We start from the raw sequence: 15,637 nt of genomic DNA, 5'->3' as shown, positions 1-15,637 counted from the left end.
GACTCGGCCATGCGGGCAGCCCTTTCCTGGTCGTCAGGCGAAGTCGCGCTCGGAGTAGTAGCCGGAGTCGATGAGCACCTTCCGGTAGTTGTCCTTATCGACCGAGACGGGCTGCAGCAGATACGACGGCACCTTCTTGGCGCCGTTGTCGTAGGAAGTGGTGTCATTGGTTTCCGGCGTGCCGCTGGTGAGGATCGCATGGACCATCTGCACGGCGCGTTTGGCGAGGTCGCGGGTGTCCTTGAACACGGTCATGGTCTGCTCGCCGGCGATGATCGACTTCACCGACGCCTTCTCGGCGTCCTGACCGGTGACGACCGGCATCTTCTTATCGCCCCTGCCGTAACCGACCGCCTTGAGGGCCGAGACGATGCCGATGCTGAGGCCGTCGTAGGGGGACAGCACGGCATCGATATTCGTGGTGGAGTAATTGGCGCTGAGCAGGTTCTCCATCCGGGACTGGGCGGTTGCGCCGTCCCAGCGCAGGGTGGTCACCTGATCGACGGCGGTTTGTCCGGAGCGCACGACCAGCTTGCCGGAGTCGAGATAGGGCCGGATCACCGACATGGCGCCGTTGAAGAAGTAGTAGGTGTTGTTGTCATCGGGAGAACCGGCGAACAGTTCGATCGAGAACGGGCCCTTACCATCCCGCAGGCCGAGTCGGTCGGCGATGTAATTCGCTTCCAGCACACCGACTTTGAAGTTATCGAAGGTGGCGTAATAGTCGACATTCGCGGTGTCGCGAATGAGTCGGTCGTAGGCGATCACCGCAATCTTGTTCGTCTTGGCCTGCTGCAGTACGCCGGTGAGCGATTTGTTGTCGATCGCCGCGATCACCAAGGCTTTGACGCCACGGGTGATCATGTTCTCGATCTGCGAAACCTGCGTTTCGATGACGTCCTCGGCGTACTGCAGATCGGTGTCGTAGCCGAGGTCCTTGAATTGTTTGACGATATTGTTACCGTCGGCGACCCAGCGTTCGGAGGATTTCGTCGGCATGGCGATGCCGATCATGCCGCCGGTCGCGGACGAATTCCCGCTGTCCTCAACGGAACACGCGGCGGCGGCCAACAGTGCGGCGACACCGGCGGCGCCGGCGAAGAGTCCGCGTCGGTTGATGGTGGGCATGGCACAACTCCTTGACTAGACCTGGACGAACTCGATGCCGGCGAGCTGACAGAAGACCTGCCAGTCGGCGGCGTGCTGGCCGATATTCATGACCTGGTGGTGCGGTCCGCCGGCGGTGAGCCAGCCATCCATGCAGGCACGCACGCCGCTCGCGGGCCGGAACTGGCCGTAGGGCATCTCCAGCGCGGGCAGTTGCTGACTGTCGAGCACCTCGCCCTCGGCCACCACCATTCGGAATTTTTCGCCGCCGAGCGAAACCAGACAGGCCAGCGTCGCGGGCCCCGGCTGGTAGCGGAACACGAAGGTCGGCGGTTCGTCGAGCTTGCCGATGCCGAGCTCGCGCCGGATCAGCCGGACCGGCTCGTCGGTGCGCGCGATGCGCCAATTCCCTTCGCCCATATGGCTCATCAGGATCGAGTCGGAGGGGAAGTCCATCGCGTACATCTCGGTGAAATGGCCGTCACCGATCAGCTGATGTCCCGCGTACACCATGGCGGCGGCCATCGCGTCGCCTTCCGCGCCATAGCCGTAGCCCTTGGCCATCAGGCTCGATGCTGCGGCCAGCGGCAGCCGCTGGAACCGGCCGTCCTCGCCGATCGCATCGAAATGCGTCGAGTACGCACCGTAGCCGCGGTCGGTGAGAATGCGTTCGATGGCGATTTGCATCCGGGCGTGGTCTTCGCGTTCCGCGTCGGTCAGTGCCGGATCGATCGCGAATTCCCCGTCCTCCCAGGCCATCAGCGCCGCCACCTCGTCATCGGTAACCGCCTGGCTGCCGCGGTAGAGGTCGCCCGGCGCCACGAAGCTGATCTCCGGGCCGAGCGCCCGCAATAGGGCGTTCTCGTCGACGCGTATATCGCCCATATCGTTCATGGCATAGCCGAATACGCCGACCTTCAGCGACCGCCATGCGGTGACGGCTCGCGCGGCCCGCGCCCAACGGTCGACGCGCGCGGCGAATTCCGCGCTTCTCCAGTCGTCGGTAACCACCGTGAACGGACGCTCGGCGCGGACCATCGCATTCGCGGTGTCCTGGGCTCCGTGGATGCCCTGGTTGTAGGTCATATCCGCCATATCCCAGGCGGGGGTGACGTTCGGCTCGGGCTGAATATTGGCCAGTAGCACCGGAAGTCGGTTCTCGTTGAACAACCGGGCCACCCGCATCGCCGGGCCGTAGGTGAGCATCACCACCATGACGCCGTCGAGATCGGCATTGACGAATTCGCGCATGACCGCCTCGGCGTCACGCCGATCCTTGACCGGGCGTCCGACTGTCCAGTCGGCGAGATCGGCGAGTTGTTCGGCGATGTCGTGGGCGTAGCGGTCCTGGCGCTCGGCGATGCCCGGGATCATGTCGTCGTAGAGGGCTTGCATGATGCCGAGTAGGCCGATGCGTGGTTTCGGGTTCATCGAGGACGTACTCCTTTGTCGGCGGCCGGAATTCAGTGCTGGCCGTATACGTTCTGGTAGCGGTCGTGCAGGCTGTCCACATCGGCCTGCGCGATGGTGACCGGTTCACCGAGCTGGCGCGCGATATGCACGGTGCGAGCCACGTCCTCGCACATGACGGCCGCCTTGACCGCGGCACGCGCGTCGTGCCCGACCGCGAAGACGCCGTGATTGCGCATCAGGACGGCGGGGGAGCGGTGGCCCGACAGCGTCGCGACCACACCTCGGCCGATATCGTCGTTGCCGATCAGTGCGAAGGGGCCGACCGGAATTTCGCCGCCGAACTCATCGGCCATCGCGGTCAGGGCGCACGGAATCGGTTCCGCGCGGGCGGCCCACGCGCTCGCATAGGTCGAATGCGTATGCACCACGCCGCCCACCTCGGGCATCGCCCGATAGATATAGGCGTGCGCGGCGGTATCGCTCGACGGTGCCAGATCGCCTTCGACCAGCTTGCCGTCGAAATCGCAGACCACCATCGAATTCGGGGTGAGTTCGTCATAGGACACCCCGCTCGGCTTGATGACCAGCAATTCCTCGCCGGGTACCCGGGCGGAGACATTGCCCGCGGTCCACACCACCAGACTCCAGCGCAGTAGTTCTCGATGCAGATCGACCAGCTGCTCGCGCAGGACGGTAATAGCGGCCGCGGCCATTCGCTCACTCATGCGGTAGCGACTTCCCTTCGTGCGTCGTTGCGGATACGCCGCAGCCGGTGCAACACCTCGGTGCCGCCGTGGCCGAAATGGTCGTGTAGGGCTTGGTATTCGGCGTAGATGGCGTCGTAGGCGGCGGCGCGGTCGGGATCGGGGAGGTAGGCGTTGCGGTGCGACCGGCCCATCGCCTTGGCGGCGGCACGAACATCCGGGTAGGCCCCGGCGGCGACAGCGGCATGGATGGCCGAGCCGAGCGCCGGGCCCTGATCCGAGCCGATGATCGACAGCGGTAACCGCGTCACATCGGCATAGATCTGCATCAGCAACGAGTTCTTCAGCAGGCCACCGGCAATCACCAGTTCGCGAACGGGAACGCCTGCGGCATTGAAGGTTTCGATGATGGTGCGGGTGCCGAAGGCGGTGGCCTCCAGCAATGCGCGATAGATGTCCTCGGGTTTCGTCGCAAGCGTGAGGCCGACCAGCACCCCGGACAGATCATGGTCGACGAGCACCGAGCGATTTCCGTTGTGCCAGTCCAACGCGACCAGCCCGTGTTCACCGACTCGCTGCCGCTGCGCCAGCTCACTCAGATAGGCGTGGGCGTCCATGCCGCGCGCGGCAGCCTCGGCGTGATAGCGCCCCGGCAGCGACGAGTCGACAAACCACGCGAAAATATCGCCGACCCCACTTTGCCCCGCCTCGTAACCCCAACTGCCACTGATGATTCCGCCATCCACCACGCCGCACATTCCAAGGACCTCAGCGAGGTGGTCACTGTTCATGACGTGGCAGGTGGACGTGCCCATGACCGCGAGCAGTTGCCCATTCTCGACAGCCCGCGCAGCGGGCGCGGTGACATGCGCATCGACGTTGCCCACCGCGACCGCGATCCCAGGCCGCAGCCCCGTCCATCCCGCTGCCCGCTCGGTCAGGCCTCCGGCACGGCCCCCGAGCGGGGACAGCGGGTGGACCAGCTTGCCGACAGCGAAGTCGGCGAAGTCCCGATTCAGCGCAGCCAGGTAGTCGCTGCTCGGCCAACTACCGTCCTGGTGAATTCCCTTGTAACCAGCCGTACAGACGTTGCGGGTCTCCCTGCCGCACAGCTGCCAGACAATCCAGTCCGCAGCCTCGATGAAGCGCTCGGCTCTGGCATAGATTTCGGGATCCTCTTCCAACATCTGCAGCGCCTTGGCGAACTCCCACTCCGCCGAGATCTTGCCGCCATACCGATTGATCCACGGTTCGGCCCGTTCATGGGCGAGGGTGTTGATCCGATCCGCCTGCGCTTGTGCCGCATGGTGTTTCCACAACTTCGGATAGGCATGCGGACGCCCCGCGAACTCCGGCACCCGACACAGCGGCGTCCCATCGGCAAGTGTGGGCAGCACCGTACACGCCGTGAAATCGGTAGCGATCCCAATGACATCGCCGGGGTCGACCCCCGCCTCGGCCAGCGCCTCCGGCACCGCCGTCCGCAAGACGTCGAGATAATCCTCGGGATCCTGCAACGCCCAATCCGGCGGCAGCTCAGCGCCCGTCACAGGCAGCACTCGATCGATGACCCCATGCCGGTATTCGCTTACCGCACTACCGAACTCGGCCCCGTCCCGCACCCTGACAACAAGTGCCCGCCCGGACAACGTCCCGAAGTCGACACCGACCACATACTCGTCCGCCACTGTGACGCTCCTAACAATGTTAACGCAAACATTGTTAGCGCGAACATTTGCCCCGTGTCAAGGAGTTGCGCGTTTGGTAAATTGTGATCGCTCACGTCGAGGCGTGTCACGACATCCACGGTTTGGCGATGGAGTTCTCACGACATGGGCGGACCGGCCAGGTCGGCGTCATGACGACCTGGGTCTCGCGAACGAGGCATTCCTGCGTGTATGTCACGACCGGGCGCCAGAGGCAGCCGGGCCGGTTCGTGTCGGAGAATCCCTTGCCCGATGCCGAACGACGTATCATCTCGTGGTCCGGCAGTCTGAGTGGCTTCTACATGTCGCCGGTTGTTCAGTGGCCTTCGGGGGAGAGGAACTCCAGCCGGTTGCCGACGCCATCGCGCGTGTGAAAGCGGCGGCGTCCAGGGATCTCGGCCGGATCGGCCCACTCGACCGGATACCCAGCGGCCACAAGGGCACCGGCTGTTGCGTCAATATCGACGACGAACGCCGGGTGAGCTCTATGTGCGGGGCGGAAGTCCTGCTCGACACCCACGTGCAACTCTCCGTCGGGCCCACTGAGCCCGGGGACTTGGAACCAGCAGCCACCGCGAGCCGCCAGCAGCGGTGGTTTCGGTAGTTCTGTCCAACCGAGAACCCCCTCGTAGAAGGCTCGCTGACGATCCTCGCTGCCCGCCGGGCACCCCACCTGCACATGATGAATCGTGCCGCCAGCCTATGCGGCCACTCGATCAGTCATTGACGCGCAAAGCGGATGGAAGACTGAGCGAAGTGTTTGTCGAGCAGGTTGTGCCAGTGTCCGCGGATCCCGCGGTGACGCTCTTTGTCGCACACTCCGCCGGTCCGGCGCGGCGAACACTGTTGGTTATCCACGGTGGACCGGACTGGGATCACAGCTATCTGCGCGAACCGCTCGTCGAGTTGGCAGGGACGCATCGGCTGATACTGCCGGATCTGCGCGGCTGCGGCCGATCCACCCAGGGACTTCGAGACGACGAATACACCCCGGACACTGTTGTCGGGGATCTGACGGCGCTGCTCGATGCATACGGTGTCGCCCGAGCCGACGTGCTGGGGTTCTCATACGGCGGCCTGATCGCCCAACGTCTCGCCTTGGATGCACCCGACCGGGTACGACGGCTGATCATTGCGTCCAGCAGCGTCCTGCCGGTGCCCGCAGACGCCTTCGCCGGATGGCAGGTTCGGGAAGAGCGTCGCGCCAGGGAGGCGCAAGTGTGGTCCGAGAGCTCGTTGGCCGGTGCCGGCCTTACCCGCGCAGCAGCCATCGCCGGAGCCTCGGCAAATATCTGGCGGCCAGCAGCCCTACCCGACTACCTGCGGCGTCTCGCGGCCATCCGGTTCTCCGCCGAATGGATGCGGCCCATGGTGGCAGGCACATTGCCCTCGCCCCGATACGAGAACGCGGCGCGGCGACTGGCCGAACTCGACGTGCCGTTGTTACTGCTACACGGCCGGCAAGACATGATCTTCCCCGCGACACTCACCACCGAGGCGGCTGCCCTGATTCCCTCCGCACGGCCGGTGGTGATCGACGAGGCGGGCCACATGGCGCACATCGATCAGCCAGACCAGTGGCTCGGCGCAGTCCGCGAATTCCTGAGGTGACCGCTACTGGCATGCCGACGAACAACCCCATTTTTCTTCGACATCGTGCCCGCGGATGGCGCCGACCTTGCTGGCGGGGCAGGCCCGTCGCTGTTCGGACGCAGGAGGATTCGATTCCCCGATAGCGGGTGTGTAGCCCAAACAAGTCGGCCACCTACGTTGCGTGGTCGCCAGCTTTTCTGGGCAAACTACAGTTGCTTCTCGAGTGCACGGGCGAGGTCGGTCGCCGCGGAAAAAACCGCAATGGCCGGAGTCGACCGTGCGAACTAACGTGCGGCGGCCGTGGCCGGTGTGGGAACGGCGTCGGTGCGATCTTGCTTACCCAACTGCGGGTAGGTCGGATACTCGATGCCTGAGATGTACTGCACCGTCCGCACTACCTGGCACGAATAGCCGAATTCGTTGTCATACCAGAGGTAAAGGATCGCGGTGTCGCCGTCGACAATGGTGGCGTTGGCGTCGACGATGGATGCCGCGCGGGAGCCGATGAAGTCGCTCGAAACCACGTCGGTGGCCGCGGTGTAATCCAGGTTGCGGCTCAATGGTCCAGCCAGTGACACCTGACGCAGGTACTCGAGCACTTCGCTCTTCGTGACCTCGCGCTCGAGTTGCAGGTTCAGGATCGCGACCGAAACGTCCGGTGTAGGAACGCGAATCGAGTTGCCGGTGATCTTGGCCTTGAAGTCCGGCATCGCCTTCGCGACCGCGGATGCGGCGCCGGTTTCGGTGAGCACGAGGTTGAACGGGGCGGAGCGCCCGCGCCGGTCGGCCTTGTGGAAGTTGTCCAGCAGGTTCTGATCGTTGGTGAACGAATGCACAGTCTCCACGTGACCGCGCACAATGCCGTACTCGTCATCCATCGCCTTGAGTGGTGGCACGATCGCGTTGGTCGTGCACGAAGCGCACGAGTAGATCTGTTCCGACAGATCGAGGTCGCGGTGGTTGACGCCGTGCACGATATTCGGGACGTCGCCCTTGCCGGGCGCGGTGAGCACGACCTTCGCGATGCCGGGCCGCAGGTGCTGCGACAGGCCGTTACGGTCACGCCACTTGCCGGTGTTGTCGATCAGGATCGCCTCGTTGATCCCGAACGCGGGGTAGTCGATCGTCGTCGGATCATCGCTGTAGATGAACTTGATGACGTTGCCGTTCGCGATGATCGTGTCGTTCTCGGCGTCGACCTTGATCGTTCCATTGAACTGCCCGTGTACCGAATCCCGCCGCAACAGCGACGCCCGCTTGGCCAGATCACCCTCGCCACCCTTGCGTACCACCACGGCCCGCAGGTTCAGCCCGTTGCCGGACCCGACCTTCTCGATGAGCAGCCGAGCGACCAGACGACCGATCCGCCCGAAGCCGTACAACACCACGTCGCGTGGGCCCTGCGCCTCGGCCTTATTGCCGTCGGTGACATCGGCCAGCACCGTGCCGGTGAACTCCGGAATCGACAGCCCGCGACCATCGGTGCGATAGGCCATCACCAACCGGCCGAGGTCGATCTTGCACGGCCCCAGGTCCAAGTTGCTGAGCACTTCGAGGAATGGCAGCGTCTGCTCGATCGACAGTTCCTCACCCTCGATCTGCCGCGCGAACCGGTGCGTCCGCAGAATGCTGATCACCGATTTGTTCACCAGCGACCGGCTGTGCAGGAGGATGGTGACCCCCTTTTCTCGGTACAGCCTGCCAATGATCGGAATCATCGCCTCCGCCGAAGCCTCGTGAGCGTTCCAGCGGTCAAGATGGTCGGTAGTCAACACAAGCCCCTCGGCGTTTCCTCGATCTGTACGAAGATCGATGCTATCCGTGGCCGCGCTATCACAAGGCCCCGCTACCCCGCTGTGAGGTCGGCATCCGTCAAGAAGCGGACATGAAGGGCGTACGCCGCGAGTGGGCGGTGATCGCCACGTTCGCGGGTCTGATGGAGATTGTGACCTGCTGAACCTGCATGCAATACCGAGCGTTGCGGATACCGGCGGGCCACCGTTCGGATGGATCAGGATCTCGAATTGCCGTGACACAGTCCGGAGCTACGACGATGGGGTGTCGGCCAAGGTCGTGAATGTCACATCGGCGCGTTCGTCCGAGGCGGGTTTCACGGCACGCCACAATGCCGACTCGCCCGAGTATCGCGGGTGCACGGGTTGGGGGCCCCTGCATACTGTCGAACCGGTCCAGCCGATTCATCGGCACGACTGCCATGCGCAGGCACCGATGTGACCAGTGTCAACACTGATGTGCGATTCTTGACGTATGAGCTCAGTCGGGCCCTCCAGGAATCGGCAAAAGCCCTACCACCACGGTTCGTTGCGAACGGCTCTGGTGGACGCGGGCGTCGCGTTGGCACGGGAGGGCGGACCGGACCGAGTGATCCTGCGGGAGGCGGCGCGGGTGGCCGGGGTATCGCACTCGGCTGCCTATCGCCACTTCGCCGACCGCGAGGCACTGCTCGCGGACGTATCGCGCTCTGCGCGTAAGGAACTGGCCGCGCAGATGCGTCGAGGCGTGGACAGCGCTGCCGATCCCGTCTTGCGGCTCGGCGCCGTGGGGACCGCGTACATCGACTTCGCGTTGACCGAACCCGGATTGTTTCGCACTGCCTTCTATTCGCACCCCCCGGCCGACACCAAGAGCCGGGACTCCCAGCCCGCCGAAGAGGTCGAGTCGCCACCGGAGAGTACCGAACCATTCGAAATCCTCAATCAGGTTCTCGACGAGGCACAGGCGGCCGGCCTGCTGGACTCGAACCGAAGGCCTGGGGCCGCTATCGCCGCTTGGTCGGCCGTCCATGGCCTGGCAGGTCTGCTCGTCGACGGCCCCTTGCCCACGACCCGGGCCGACATCGATTTCGCGCTCGAGCAGGTGCTGGGGCTCGTGGCACGCGGCCTGCTACAGCTGCCGGATGGCGCACCCAATGGAAAGGCGTGAGCGTCGAATCAATCGCTGAGTAGGCCTAGGGCGCGGTGGCGCGATTTCTCCCGCTCGCGGTATCGGCCACCGATGTGCACGTAGCGCGCAATCGCCCTGCCGAAATCCTGCCGCGATGAACACATTCCGTCCGCCACGCCTGCCGGACGGCCGATGCGTTTCGTCCTTCAGTCGCGACGTTCCAGGAGTTCCTGATATTGATCGGTGCTGGACGGGGGCCTACCGGTCGGCACCCGGGCATAGGAATCGGTTCGCTGTCGGACCGGCCTTTATGCAATCTGGCCTGGCCTCCGAGTGGTGTTGGACGGCCGGATTCACGAAGTTGATCGTATGGCTCAGAGGTACGCTGAAGTTGCTACAGGTTTGTTGGCGGATTTCTGGACACGATCCGCGCACTCGCACCGGTTGCGGGGCAGTGCCCGGCCGCGTACTTGCCGGCATGAGCATGGGCTGGGAAATTCGCGAGCCGACGATAGCGCCGACTCTCGACTGTCGGCCTGGCTAAATCAACTAGTGAGGGCCACCCGCTCGCGGGCGGGGGGTTGGAATGCAAGCAAGTACACCGTTTGCCAGTCGGGTGGTCATGGGACGGCGCAATGGATGACACGGCATTGAGTGGCGGGGACCCCACTCGGGGGCCAGCGGAGGCGTTCGGACGTTATCGGCTTCTGTCGCTGCTCGGTCAGGGTGGCATGGGCCAGGTGTGGCGGGCGCATGATTCGCTGACCAATCGGGTGGTGGCGCTCAAGGTGTTGCCCGAGCGCTTCGCCGATGACGAGCAGCTGCGCGAGCGGTTCCGCCGGGAGTGCCGGGCAGTAGCGCAGTTGACCGAGCCGCATGTGATCCCCATCCACGACTTCGGCGACATCGACGGTCGGCTCTATCTGAATATGCGCTTGATCGAGGGCACCGACCTGCGCAAGGTGATCACGCAAGAAGGGGCCTTGTCGCCGCAGCGGGCAGTGGCGATCGTCGCACAGGTGGCAGGCGCGCTGCAGGCGGCCCACGACGCCGGGCTGGTCCACCGCGACGTCAAACCCACCAACATCCTGCTAGGGGCCGATGAGTTCGCCTCCCTGATCGACTTCGGGATCGCCCACGCCGCCGACGACCGTACGCTGACCACGATCGGCGAGACCATCGGCACCATCGCCTACATGGCGCCGGAGGAGATCGGCGCGGAGATCAAGGCCGATGCCCGAGTGGACGTATACGCGTTGACATGCGTGCTGTATGAGTGCCTGACCGGCCGGCCGCCGTTTGCGAGCGCAGCGGGGGTGCAAGGTGTGATCGCCCATCACCTGCACACCCCGCCGCCGCGTCCCAGCACCACTACACCCGAGGTACCGCCTGCGTTCGATGCGGTCATCGCCAAGGGAATGGCCAAAAACCCCGACGAGCGCTACCAGACCGTGCGCGAGCTGGCCGCGGCGGCCTGCGCCGTGGTAGACGGTTCCGCGGTCAGTACCACCGGGGGCGCGGCTGCGCGCCTTACGCAGCGAATCAGATTGTCGCCCAAGACCGCCGGGCTGCTCGCCGCCGCGGTCGCGGTTACGGTGGTGGCCGCCGTAGCTGTCTTCATCGGTGTCCAAGGGGAATCCGGCGGCGGTGGCAACTCGCCCACACCTATCGGCCCGGGGTTCTTGTCACAGACTGCGCTGCCGTTCACCGACGTCAGCCTGCCCACCGATGTGGCGGTCGACACGGCGGGCAACGTATACGTCACCGACATGGGTAGCGATCGGGTGGTGAAATTGGCGGCGGGCGCGTCGACGTCGACCCTGCTGCCGTTCACCGGCCTGAATAACCCCCAGGGTGTGGCGGTCGACGCTGCGGGCAACATTTATGTCACCGACACGAGTAACGATCGGGTGGTGAAATTGGCGGCGGGCGCGTCGACGCCGACCCCGCTGCCGTTCACCGGGCTCAAAGATCCCCAGGGTGTGGCGGTAGACACGGCGGGAGACGTGTACGTCGGTGACCGGGGTAATGATCGGGTGGTGAAATTGGCGGCGGGCGCGTCGGCGCCGACGACCCTGCCGTTCACGGGGCTCCAAGATCCCCAGGGTGTGGCGGTCGACGCTGCGGGCAACGTGTACGTCACCGAATTGAGTACCGAGCGGGTGCTGAGGTTGTCGGCGGGCGCGTCGGCGCCGACCACGTTGCCGGTCACTGGGCTCAAAGATCCCCAGGGTATGACGGTCGACCCGGCGGGCGACTTGTACGTCGTCGACTGGGGCAGCAAATGGGTGGTGAGGTTGGCGGCGGGCGCGTCGACGCCGACCCCGCTGCCGTTCACCGGCCTGAAGAATCCCCAGGGTGTCGCGGTCGATACGGCGGGCAACGTATACGTCACCGACCTGGGCTCCAATCCGGTGGTGAAACTCTCGGTCGGCTGAACCACCGTTCCGCGTAATTCCGGGTTCCAGAGATCCTGTATGTCGGCGTCGTACGGACCCAGTACTCGACAAGTCATCGGTAATCCGATTCGTCGTTGTGGCAGAACATGTCTCAGTAGATCTGCCAGTGGCTCACGACCAACGGTTTCCGGGTGACCGGCTAGCTCGAGTTCCGGGAAGGGGGTCCGCTTACTCCGGAGCAGATCGCGGTGGAAGTTGTTCAGAATCATGCTGGCCCGTACATGATGATCGCGGCGAACTCGGGCGTGACATCGGTGGTTCTTCGCCCCAATCACGCAAGAACGCTTTGTATTTCGTTCTGTCACGCCGTTTACCGAGGAGAATGTGACGGAGCAGGTGACTTGCGATGTAGCAGTGGTCGTATGCGCTGTGATTCCGGAAGAAGTCAGTCTCCTCGGCGGAAAGATCGAAGTCGGCGAGGCCCAAGTCTGCGAAGTAGATCAGCCGTCCGTCGGTCAGGATGCTTGCGAAGTGGGCCAATACTCGGGAGCTCATGAAAGCGTTTCCGGACAGGGGACTGCCGATCGCCGTGTCGGACACCGAGATTCGGTGACCGGTATGCAGGGGTGGCAGGCATTCGCGGTCGGCTTGGCTGCGGTGCGGGGAGTCATGGTCGCGGTCGTCGCCGTGGTGTGGCCGTGGCCAGGACGGGTACTCGAAGGGCAGTCCGTCAAGAGATTGCATCGTGTGAGCAGGGAGCTGAGTGAGATGAACACCGCCGCGTACTGGCCGGTCGGGTTTCCGCATGACGCACCGGACGAGCCACTTGGTGTGCTGGAGGCACAGCTCACCATGCAACGGCACCGGTGTTGCAGGGTGGCCAACTGCGCGCGTAAGGCAGCGGCATGGCAAACGTTGGTCGAGGCAGAGATGTGCTTGTAGGGGGTGCCGCGAGACACCGACCAGCCGCGTAACCGAGGACACCGCCTCCTCCGGGCGGGGGGATAGCACGGGCCTGGCGGATCTGTTCGGTGGCCGGCGGAGGCGTTGCCCGGCTCGGGCGGCGACCAGGCCCTCGTCGGTGCCGTCGACGATCGGCTCGCGGATGAACTACGCCCAGCGCGGCGAACACACGGAGACCAACCGGCCGCCGGGTGGTGGTGTCGAGCGCTTCGTCCAGAGACCGGAATCCGATGCCGCGCTTACAGACTGGCGACGATCGCGATGGCGCCTTGCAGGATCTGCCGAGGCGGTCCAGGGCGGGCGCCACGAGGGTGTCGCCGGGGCGCAGGTACTCGAGGCAACACCACAGTTCTTCGCGCTCGGCGTTCTTGCCGAATTTCTTGTCCGCGAAGATTTTCTGGCATCCGGCGGCGGTGAGCGCATGTAGTGCTGGCGGTCGAGCAGCTGCCCGGTCGTCGACACCCGCGCGTAGCCGACGAGTGCGCCGCCGCCTCCGATCGGGTCGAGGACATCTCCTTCGAGGGCGAGTGCCGATGCTGCGCCGGAGGTGTCGGTCATGGGCGCGACTGTACGAGAAAGGCCCGACAGGACTTGTTGAACACCAACCGTTTCGACACATTTGTTGATCAGTGGGCCGGGACTGTCGATGCTGGGAGTCCTCTTCAGCTATGTTCGGAGTCCTCTTCAACAGGACTAATGGCTCGTTTAGTCGGCGTGTGCCACTGAGCTCGAGAGGGTCAACGCACCAAAATGCCGAGTTCAGAGCCGTTCGCCGGAGCGTGGACACGATCTCGGCTGCACCGATGAATTTCGGGTTGATCCGTCGTCGATATCTCTGGATGTACCGAAGGAGATGATCATGGGCCTACCCCAAAGGTGGCTGGCAAGTGATCTCGCCGACCACAGAGAGGAATTCAGGCATGACGAGACCGTTTCGATTCGGGGTCGTGGCCCCGCTCAGAACTGACCTGCCGACGTGGCTGGACCGTGTGCGCCGCATCGCCGACAGCGGCTACTCGACGCTGCTGGTGCCCGACTTCCCTCTCACACAACCGGCGCCTGGCCCCATGCTGGCCACCGTCGCGGCCCGTACCGACCTGCGCGTGGGCACCTGGGTGTATGCCTCTCCGCTACGCCCGGCCTGGATGACGGCGTGGGAAGCGCACTCACTGTCGCTACTGACCGACGGTCGCTTCGAGATGGGCATCGGCACCGGCAGGCCAGGAATTGAGGACGAGCTCCGCGACAAGGGACTGCCCGTCGTCCCGCCGCACGAGCGGCTGGCACAGATAGGTGAGACCGTCAGGGCGCTGCGCGATCTCGATGGCCCCGACATGCACACGCCGGTGGCGATGGCCGTACTCGGTCCGAAGGCCCGGGCGTTGGCGGCCGAGGTCGCGGACACGGTCACATTCGCGTTGGGGGATCAGCCTCGGACCGAAGTCGCGCGGCTGGCACACGACTTCCGCGCCGTTCCGGACATCGAGCTCGCGCTCGCCGTGCCGGTCATCGGCGACACTGTCGCGCCGCACATGGCGCCCCCCGACACCGACCCTGCCGCGCTGCGCGCGGCGGACGCGCTGACCGTACTTCCGGACGACCCGGCCGCCGCCGCCGAGGAAATCCAGCGGCGACGGGAGGAGATCGGCTTCTCCTATTTCATCTTCGGCGCCGACTTCGCCGAAAGGTTCGCTCCGGTCGTCGCCGAGCTCGCCGGACGGTAGTTGGGCGGCGAGGGATGACGCGACGGAACCGCCGGTTTCGAGAGCCGACGCAAGGGGGCGGGGTTCTGGTCGGCGGTCGGACCCCGCCCGTAGCCGATCCACGATGTCGAAAATAGCTGCATCCCAGGCTTTTTCGACGTAAATCCCCGGCGCGGGTTTCCGTGTGACTTGCAGTCGAAGATGGCGGTGTTTTCGCGTTCCCGATGGCACGGATGGTGAGGAGCTGTGTCGAGCCTCAAATCACTGATTCACTCGCAGGGCACCGGTGTCCAGTGTCTACTGAACGCTTCGACACTGCTCGTCGGTTGTCTACTCGCGGTCGTCGAGTGTGCCACCGACAGAGCGCGCCTGTACGGCAATACTTGTTCGATGGTCGATGTTTTCCAGACGATCGCCGCACGGATATTGAAAGGGGTTGCGCTCGAGCGTGCCCTCGTCGCTGTTGATGGCGTCGATGGCAGCGGGAAGACCACATTCACCACCGAACTCGTGAAGCGGCTTCACACTCGACCCGTGATCGTGCTGCATGCCGATGATTTCCTGAACCCGTCCGTGGTCCGGCATGCACGGGGCCGACGATCACCACAGGGTTTCTGGCTCGATTCCTACAACTACCGCGCACTACGTCGTGACGCACTCGACCCACTGCGGTCCGGCGGTGATGGTTGGTATCGCACCGCTTCCTACGATCCCGGCTCCGACACCATCGTCCGTCGGGCGGCTTGTCTCGCGCCGCGCAAAGCGGTGGTCGTGGTCGAGGGACTGTTCCTACATCGAGACGAACTCGTCGACATCTGGGATGTGTCGGTTTTTCTGGACGTGCCATTCGAGGTGACGGCCCAGCGGATGGCCGAACGCGATGGCACTCACCCGGACCCAGAGCACGAGACGATGCGTCGATACGTCGACGGACAGCGCCTGTACTTCAAGTGTTCGCGGCCGTGGGCACGAGCCGACATCGTCATCGACAACTCCCGATTCGACCACCCACGCATCATCGCTCCGGAACATGCCCACCGCGCCCATTAACTGAGCTCGGCACTGGGCAACCATCACCTGTCTCGCGAACGGACGTTCGCGAGACAGCCACGGCGGCATGACGTTTCCGTAGGCCGGGCCTGTAA

14 protein-coding genes are annotated in these 15,637 nt (G+C 64.5%); 6 read left to right on the top strand and 8 right to left on the bottom strand.

Annotated elements, in window-relative coordinates; genetic code table 11:
- Positions 1-33: 33 nt before the first annotated feature.
- From chvE to ACIBJI_RS25535, 5 genes are all read right to left on the bottom strand, one after another.
- Complete coding sequence (gene chvE, locus ACIBJI_RS25555; RefSeq protein WP_364345505.1) at positions 34-1,128, bottom strand: multiple monosaccharide ABC transporter substrate-binding protein; 1,095 nt, start codon at positions 1,126-1,128, stop codon at positions 34-36.
- A gap of 15 nt (positions 1,129-1,143) precedes the next feature.
- Positions 1,144-2,538 carry an L-fucose/L-arabinose isomerase family protein gene (locus ACIBJI_RS25550; protein WP_364345503.1) on the bottom strand — a complete coding sequence of 465 codons (1,395 nt, stop codon included), beginning with the start codon at positions 2,536-2,538 and terminating at the stop codon, positions 1,144-1,146.
- A 32-nt stretch (positions 2,539-2,570) separates the two neighbouring features.
- Positions 2,571-3,245, bottom strand: coding sequence for an L-ribulose-5-phosphate 4-epimerase (locus tag ACIBJI_RS25545; RefSeq protein WP_364345501.1), 675 nt, complete (start codon positions 3,243-3,245; stop codon positions 2,571-2,573).
- Positions 3,242-4,912 (bottom strand): ribulokinase, encoded by a 1,671-nt coding sequence (araB, locus tag ACIBJI_RS25540; RefSeq protein ID WP_397086225.1) that lies wholly within the window; start codon positions 4,910-4,912, stop codon positions 3,242-3,244. The genes ACIBJI_RS25545 and araB overlap by 4 nt, the downstream gene beginning before the upstream one ends.
- A 334-nt stretch (positions 4,913-5,246) precedes the next feature.
- Positions 5,247-5,609, bottom strand: a complete 363-nt coding sequence (locus tag ACIBJI_RS25535) for a glyoxalase (RefSeq protein WP_397086223.1) — start codon at positions 5,607-5,609, stop codon at positions 5,247-5,249.
- 101 nt (positions 5,610-5,710) lie between these two features.
- Between ACIBJI_RS25535 and ACIBJI_RS25530 the strand changes: the two genes are divergently transcribed.
- Complete coding sequence (locus ACIBJI_RS25530; protein ID WP_364345495.1) at positions 5,711-6,541, top strand: alpha/beta hydrolase; 831 nt, start codon at positions 5,711-5,713, stop codon at positions 6,539-6,541.
- Between the two features lie 266 nt (positions 6,542-6,807).
- On the opposite strand, the gene ACIBJI_RS25525 is transcribed toward ACIBJI_RS25530, so the two are convergent.
- Positions 6,808-8,295 carry a glyceraldehyde-3-phosphate dehydrogenase gene (locus tag ACIBJI_RS25525; RefSeq protein WP_364345493.1) on the bottom strand — a complete coding sequence of 496 codons (1,488 nt, stop codon included), beginning with the start codon at positions 8,293-8,295 and terminating at the stop codon, positions 6,808-6,810.
- A gap of 496 nt (positions 8,296-8,791) precedes the next feature.
- Between ACIBJI_RS25525 and ACIBJI_RS25520 the strand changes: the two genes are divergently transcribed.
- The 3 genes from ACIBJI_RS25520 to ACIBJI_RS25510 all read left to right on the top strand — a co-directional run bounded on the left by ACIBJI_RS25520 (position 8,792) and on the right by ACIBJI_RS25510 (position 12,768).
- Positions 8,792-9,466, top strand: coding sequence for a TetR/AcrR family transcriptional regulator (locus tag ACIBJI_RS25520; protein WP_397086220.1), 675 nt, complete (start codon positions 8,792-8,794; stop codon positions 9,464-9,466).
- A 596-nt stretch (positions 9,467-10,062) separates the two neighbouring features.
- Complete coding sequence (locus ACIBJI_RS25515) at positions 10,063-11,865, top strand: serine/threonine-protein kinase PknD (RefSeq protein ID WP_364345488.1); 1,803 nt, start codon at positions 10,063-10,065, stop codon at positions 11,863-11,865.
- Between the two features lie 570 nt (positions 11,866-12,435).
- Positions 12,436-12,768, top strand: a complete 333-nt coding sequence (locus ACIBJI_RS25510) for a hypothetical protein (protein WP_364345739.1) — start codon at positions 12,436-12,438, stop codon at positions 12,766-12,768.
- Here ACIBJI_RS25510 and ACIBJI_RS25505 read toward each other — a convergent pair.
- A complete protein-coding gene (locus ACIBJI_RS25505) occupies positions 12,674-13,408 on the bottom strand; it encodes a recombinase family protein (protein ID WP_397086217.1) in 735 nt (244 codons plus the stop codon). The two genes, ACIBJI_RS25510 and ACIBJI_RS25505, sit on opposite strands and share 95 nt — an antisense overlap.
- A gap of 301 nt (positions 13,409-13,709) precedes the next feature.
- Here ACIBJI_RS25505 and ACIBJI_RS25500 point away from each other — a divergent pair, with 301 nt between their 5' ends.
- The gene (locus ACIBJI_RS25500; protein WP_364345484.1) at positions 13,710-14,513 is read left to right on the top strand and encodes an LLM class flavin-dependent oxidoreductase; all 804 of its coding nucleotides are present in this window, start codon (positions 13,710-13,712) and stop codon (positions 14,511-14,513) included.
- Positions 14,514-14,822: 309 nt separating this feature from the next.
- On the opposite strand, the gene ACIBJI_RS25495 is transcribed toward ACIBJI_RS25500, so the two are convergent.
- Positions 14,823-15,041, bottom strand: coding sequence for a hypothetical protein (locus ACIBJI_RS25495; protein WP_364345737.1), 219 nt, complete (start codon positions 15,039-15,041; stop codon positions 14,823-14,825).
- Between ACIBJI_RS25495 and ACIBJI_RS25490 the strand changes: the two genes are divergently transcribed.
- Positions 15,003-15,542, top strand: coding sequence for a uridine kinase (locus tag ACIBJI_RS25490; protein WP_364345717.1), 540 nt, complete (start codon positions 15,003-15,005; stop codon positions 15,540-15,542). The genes ACIBJI_RS25495 and ACIBJI_RS25490 overlap by 39 nt on opposite strands.
- The last annotated feature ends 95 nt before the right edge of the window (positions 15,543-15,637 follow it).

The sequence above is a fragment of the Nocardia sp. NPDC050408 genome (genome assembly GCF_044458905.1).
In the GTDB taxonomy this organism is placed as follows: domain Bacteria; phylum Actinomycetota; class Actinomycetes; order Mycobacteriales; family Mycobacteriaceae; genus Nocardia.
This window is presented reverse-complemented; position numbering and strand designations above follow the sequence as displayed.

Excerpts from the sequence above, each read along its gene's own strand:
- chvE (WP_364345505.1), bottom strand. The coding sequence starts at position 1,128 with ATGCCCACCATCAACCGACGCGGACTCTTCGCCGGCGCCGCCGGTGTC.
- ACIBJI_RS25550 (WP_364345503.1), bottom strand. The coding sequence starts at position 2,538 with ATGAACCCGAAACCACGCATCGGCCTACTCGGCATCATGCAAGCCCTC.
- ACIBJI_RS25545 (WP_364345501.1), bottom strand. The coding sequence starts at position 3,245 with ATGAGTGAGCGAATGGCCGCGGCCGCTATTACCGTCCTGCGCGAGCAG.
- ACIBJI_RS25520 (WP_397086220.1), top strand. The coding sequence starts at position 8,792 with ATGAGCTCAGTCGGGCCCTCCAGGAATCGGCAAAAGCCCTACCACCAC.
- ACIBJI_RS25515 (WP_364345488.1), top strand. The coding sequence starts at position 10,063 with ATGGATGACACGGCATTGAGTGGCGGGGACCCCACTCGGGGGCCAGCG.
- ACIBJI_RS25505 (WP_397086217.1), bottom strand. The coding sequence starts at position 13,408 with ATGTGTCGAAACGGTTGGTGTTCAACAAGTCCTGTCGGGCCTTTCTCG.
- ACIBJI_RS25500 (WP_364345484.1), top strand. The coding sequence starts at position 13,710 with ATGACGAGACCGTTTCGATTCGGGGTCGTGGCCCCGCTCAGAACTGAC.
- ACIBJI_RS25495 (WP_364345737.1), bottom strand. The coding sequence starts at position 15,041 with ATGCAGCACGATCACGGGTCGAGTGTGAAGCCGCTTCACGAGTTCGGT.